The sequence below is a fragment of the Mesorhizobium sp. M7A.F.Ca.MR.362.00.0.0 genome (assembly GCF_004023175.1).
Taxonomy (GTDB): domain Bacteria; phylum Pseudomonadota; class Alphaproteobacteria; order Rhizobiales; family Rhizobiaceae; genus Mesorhizobium.
Window position 1 is genome coordinate 3,549 of record NZ_RZTF01000157.1, and the last position, 5,253, is coordinate 8,801.

Here is a 5,253-nt window from a genome sequence, read left to right on the forward strand (position 1 = left end):
CGACATCGGGATGGCCGACAGCCAGGTTCTCGAGGTCGATGGTCGAAATCCATTCGCCGCCGGATTTGATGACGTCCTTGGCGCGATCGGTGATCTGCATGTAGCCGCCGGCGTCGATGTGGGCGACGTCGCCAGTGTCGAACCAGCCATCCTCATCGAACTGCTCCACGCCGGCGTCGCCATAATAGGCACGGGCAACGGCCGGCCCACGCACTTTCAGGCGGCCAAAAGTCTTGCCGTCCCAGGGCTGCTCGTTGTTGTCGTCGTCGGTCACCTTCATTTCGACGCCGAAGGGCGGGTAGCCCTGTTTCTGCTGGACGTCGAGCCGGGCTTCGCCCTCAAGACCGGCATGGTCCGGCTTCAGGGTACACAGCGTGCCGAGCGGCGACATTTCGGTCATGCCCCAGGCGTGGATAACCTGGACATCGTAGTTCTGCTGAAACTTGGTCATGATCGCGCGCGGGCACGACGAGCCGCCGATGACGACCTTGTTGAGATAGGGAAGCTTCTTGCCGGTCTCCTCCAGATGCTGCAGCAGCATCATCCAGACGGTCGGCACGGCGGCGCTGAAGGTCACCTTCTCGGTGTCGAGCAGCTCATAGATCGACGCGCCATCCATCTTGCAGCCGGGCATGACCAGCTTGGCACCGATCATCGGCCCGCTCTGGCCAAGGCCCCAGGCATTGGCGTGAAACATCGGCACGACAGGCAGGATCGTATCGCGCGACGACAGCCCCATGGCGTCGGGCATGGCAGCGATCATGGCGTGCAGCACGTTCGAACGATGGCTGTAGACGACGCCCTTGGGATCGCCCGTGGTCCCGGACGTGTAACACATGCCGGCGGCGGTGCTTTCGTCGAAGGTCTTCCAGGCGAAGTCGCCATCCGCTTCGTCAAGCCAATCTTCATAGGCGACCGCGTTGGGCAATGTCGTCGGCGGCATATGCGCCCTGTCGGTCAGCACGATCACCTGTTTCAGCGACTTGACGGCGCCGGCGATCTTCTCGAGCAGCGGCACGAAGGTCAGGTCGACGAAGACTGCCTTGTCCTCGGCATGGTTCATGATCCAGACGATCTGCTCGGGAAACAGCCGCGGATTGAGCGTGTGGTAGATGGCGCCGATGCCCATGATGCCGTACCAGGCCTCGATGTGGCGCGCGGTGTTCCAGGCCAGCGTGGCGATACGGTCGCCCATCCCATAACCGTCACGCTCCAGCCGCTGGGCGACCTTCAGGGCGCGACGATGGATGTCGGCGTAGGTGGTGCGCACGATCGGCCCTTCGATCGAGCGCGACACGATCTCGCGCACGCCATGCTGCCGCTCGGCATTGTCGATGAGCTTATGGCAAAGCAGCGGCCATTCCTGCATCAGTCCCAGCATTCGGTCCTCCCTCACGCTTTTGCGTTGTGCTTTTCGGGCTATTGTGGAGCGAACCGGCGGATTGTCCAGCCGCCAGCACCCCTGAGCGCCGCATTGGTGGAAAACCGCCACAATCCGGCCATCGTCGGCGTTAAGTTTCGTTAACGGGCAAAGGGGGGCGATTGGCGACTGAAAGAGGTTCGCATGGACGCGCAGCTCGACGACAAGGCTCTCGAGAGTACGCTTGCCGAAAGTCTGGCCGATCTGGTGCCGGACACGAAGACTGTTTCCGAAGATGAATTTGTCGAAGTTGTCGGCGGCGCGCTGGAAGCGGTCGGCGGCACGCTGCTGTTCAAGATGTGCGTCCAGAATCAGGGCGAGGACCAGCACGTCGCGGCCGCGTCAGTCGGCGATGGCGGAAACCGCCAGTTCCTGCTGCTCACCTTGCCTACCGGCGGCGGTTCCCTGAAGGTCGAGACCGTCTCGAGAAGCAGCAACCCGGTCGCCGGGATCGCTGCCGCCTATGCCGGTCTCATGGACGTGTTCAAGGCCGCTGCCTGACCGCTGACGACAAGTATCCCGAGGATTCCAAGGGGCGATCCATCGGCGTCGGCTAGGCAAGTTTTGCGTGTTGGATGGCGATAGCGGCTTGCGCAATGCGCTTGCGCGACACACTTAAAGTCGACGCAAGGAGAGCCCCCCGCATGGATCAGACCGCCAACCCCGCACCCGGTTTCCAACGCAACCCGGACAAAATCATCACTGTCGAGCCCTATGCCGGCACCGTTACCGTGCGTGTCGGAGACGTGGTCATCGCTTCAACAACGGAGGCCAAGGTGCTGACCGAGGCCCCCTATCCGGCGGCCTTCTACATTCCGTTCGCCGACATCGATTTCGGCAAGCTCGGCCGCAACGACCACTCGACCCATTGCCCCTACAAGGGCGATGCAAGCTATTGGAGCGTGCTGCCTGCCGGCGAGACCGGCCAGAACGCCATGTGGGCCTACGAGCGGCCTTTCGACGAGATGGCTGAAATCCGCAACCACGGCGCATTCTACGCCAGCAAGGTCACGATCGAAGCCAAACCGGACTGAGCCAACGCCGAAGGCATCGAGATATGCTCGGCTGGCCACTCACTCCGTCGTACCGTTATTGCCGATGCCCTCGGCATCGTCGAGCCGCACAAAGGTCAAGCCCTTGGCCTTGAGCGCCAGCAGCCCCTGCACCACGCCTTCGCCGGCCGCATGGGTCGGCTGGTTGATGTGCGAGATGATGACGTCGCCATCCTTGGCCGCCGCGATGCGCCGGGCGGTCTCCTTGGCGCCAAGCAAAGAGCCGCCGTCGCCGTTTATCGAGAACCCCGCGACCTTGAAGCCAAGCTTGCGGATCATGGCGATTGCCGACGGGCTGTATTCCGCGGTTGCGCCACGAAACCATTTCGGCGCCGGCTCGCCGGTCCCGGTAAGAGCGGCAGCTCCCGATTCGACCTCGGCCAGCACCGCATCCGGGCTGCCGGCGCTGCGGATGCCGTAGATTTTCCGCGGCGTGTCGACCGCCGGGATGTGGTGGCCACCATGGTTTTCCAGCTCGAACAGATCGGGATGCGCCCGCATGATCTCGACGGCGGCGGCGTTTCGCTTCAGCCAGATGCCGGTCACGAAAATGGTGGCGGGGATCTTGTTGTCCACCAGCGCCGAAAGGATCCGGTTGTCGGTCTGCCCACCGCACGCGTCGAGCGTAAGCGCCACACGGCCGGCTCCGCTCGCCTGCGACTTGATGTGCAGCGTCGGCTCGACGAGGGGCGCGGCATGGCTGGCGGATGCCATCGCCCACGACAGGGCGATCATGCAGAGATTTTTTTGCAGCAGGCGCATCAAACCGATTCCCGGACCCGTCATTTCAAGCAGGCATCCCAACGACCCGCATGAAGGCGGAAATCGGGATGGCGCATAGCAGAAAAGCGCTCCGCGACAATGTGACCGTTCCTGTGGGCGACAGGTCATTCCACCGCGTCGAGAGCGGTCGTGCATGCGGCGCATGATCTCAGATGGCGTGTTCCAGTTTCATTTCGGTGCGCGAAAGAACCTCGCGCACGGCATCGACCACAGGCTTGACCTCCAGGCCCCAGACGCAGCATGCCTTGCTGGGATCCGGCGCGCGGCAGAGGTTTTCGGCCATGCAGGCGCAAGGCATCGGCGGCTGGAGCGAGATGCTGGGCACGCCGACGGGACCCCAGCGCGACGGCTCCGTCAGACCGAACAATCCGACAACCGGGGTTCCGGTGGCTGCGGCCATGTGCATCGGGCCGCTCTCATTGCCGAGAAACAGCCGGGCCTGTTTCAGCACCGCCAGCAGGCTTTCAAGCGACAGGTCACCGACGAGATTGACGACCGACGGCGCGGTCCTGGCGACGATACGTTCGGCGATCTCGCGCTCGTCCGGGCCGCCCACCAGGACTACGTCCAGGCCGGTCTCGCCGGCAATCTCGACGATCGCCGCTGCAAACCGCTCCGGCTGCCAACGTCGGCCCTCGAAGCTTGCACCCGCATGCACGGCGATGAATGCGTTTGGCCGCAGATGGCGCTTACCCAGCAGCGCCAATGCTTTAGCCGTTTCCATTGGCAGCGGCTGAAGGTTTGGAATCACCGTGCGAAGTTCGATGCCGAGCGCTTCGAGCGGCGAGAGGTAGCGGTACAGGAAATGCTGACCATCAAAGCCGTAGGGCTTGGCAAAAACGTTGGCGGGTTGCCGCTCCAGCATACGCAAGGGTCTTTCGGAAGGACTGTAACCGACACGGGTCTTGGCGTTGACGAGCCCGGTGACGATGCGCGACGTCTTCGAGTCGGTCAGGTCGATGGTCAGGTCGAAACGGAAGCGGCGCAACGCCCGCACCATGGCGTAAAGCTCTTTCCCGCGCTCCAAGGACGTGCCGCGCATGCGGTCGCGCCTGAATGTGACCACCTCGGAAGCTATATCATGGGCGATCACGAAGCTCTCGAAGCGAGCCTCGCACAGAAAGACGATGCTGGCGCCGGGGAATGCGAGCCGCAGGTTCTTGGCGAGCGCCGAGGCGAGGACGAGATCGCCTATGAACTTGGTTTGGACGACCAGGATCGAGTGGAACGGCGCGGGAGAAATCTGCAGCATCTGTTTCCGGGAGCAATTTGCGGATAGCCGCAAATTGGGCAGGAACAATGTCGAGATTGCGCGACGCCGCCAGCACGTTCGCGTGAATTGCCTTACAAAACGGTAAGCTGGATGGATCCTATCGGCGGCCTGCCTTCGCAACCAGCACCGCAGCCTGCGCGGCCGCCAGCCTGGCGATCGGTACGCGATAGGGCGAACAGGACACGTAGTCGAGGCCGACCTCTTCGCAAAAGCGGATCGAGGCCGGATCGCCGCCATGTTCGCCGCAGATGCCGAGCTTGATGTCTGGCCGCGTCGCCCTGCCCTTTTGCGCGGCCATGCGCACCAGTTCGCCGACGCCGTCGATGTCGAGCGAGACGAACGGGTCCTGATCGATAATGCCCTTCTGGCGGTAGGTTTCCAGGAACGAGGCCGCATCGTCGCGCGAGATGCCGAAGGTCGTCTGGGTCAGGTCGTTGGTGCCGAAGGAGAAGAATTCGGCCGACTCTGCAATGACATGGGCACGGATCGCGGCGCGGGGGAGCTCAATCATGGTTCCCGTGAGGTAATCGATCTTGACGCCGGTTTCGTCCATGACGCTCTTGGCAACCGCATCGATGCGCGCCTTGACGTAATCGAGTTCCTTCACCAGGCCGACGAGCGGCACCATGATCTCGGGGACCACCAGCGCGCCGGCCTTCCTGCCGGCCTCCACGGCCGCCTCGAAAATGGCCCGCGCCTGCATCTCGGCGATCTCGGGATAGGAG

General features: G+C 63.2%; 6 protein-coding genes. 2 read left to right on the top strand and 4 right to left on the bottom strand.

Annotated elements, in window-relative coordinates; translation table 11 throughout:
- The coding region (locus EOC06_RS19315) for a long-chain-fatty-acid--CoA ligase (RefSeq protein WP_245469788.1) at positions 1 to 1,381 on the bottom strand (1,381 nt) is incomplete at its 3' end.
- 183 nt (positions 1,382 to 1,564) lie between these two features.
- On the opposite strand from EOC06_RS19315, the gene EOC06_RS19320 reads away from it, so the two are divergent.
- Positions 1,565 to 1,921 (top strand): hypothetical protein, encoded by a 357-nt coding sequence (locus EOC06_RS19320; RefSeq protein WP_013532740.1) that lies wholly within the window; start codon positions 1,565 to 1,567, stop codon positions 1,919 to 1,921.
- A 143-nt stretch (positions 1,922 to 2,064) separates the two neighbouring features.
- A complete protein-coding gene (locus tag EOC06_RS19325) occupies positions 2,065 to 2,454 on the top strand; it encodes a DUF427 domain-containing protein (protein ID WP_128308532.1) in 390 nt (129 codons plus the stop codon).
- 39 nt (positions 2,455 to 2,493) lie between these two features.
- Here the strand turns inward: EOC06_RS19325 and EOC06_RS19330 are convergent, their stop codons facing one another.
- From EOC06_RS19330 to EOC06_RS42885, 3 genes are all read right to left on the bottom strand, one after another.
- The gene (locus EOC06_RS19330; protein WP_127327117.1) at positions 2,494 to 3,234 is read right to left on the bottom strand and encodes a polysaccharide deacetylase family protein; all 741 of its coding nucleotides are present in this window, start codon (positions 3,232 to 3,234) and stop codon (positions 2,494 to 2,496) included.
- Positions 3,235 to 3,403: 169 nt separating this feature from the next.
- On the bottom strand, positions 3,404 to 4,507 hold the full coding sequence (locus EOC06_RS19335) for a glycosyltransferase family 9 protein (RefSeq protein WP_128308533.1): 1,104 nt from the start codon (positions 4,505 to 4,507) through the stop codon (positions 3,404 to 3,406).
- 118 nt (positions 4,508 to 4,625) lie between these two features.
- Positions 4,626 to 5,253: putative PEP-binding protein (locus EOC06_RS42885; protein WP_306462355.1), on the bottom strand; the 628-nt coding region annotated here is incomplete at its 5' end.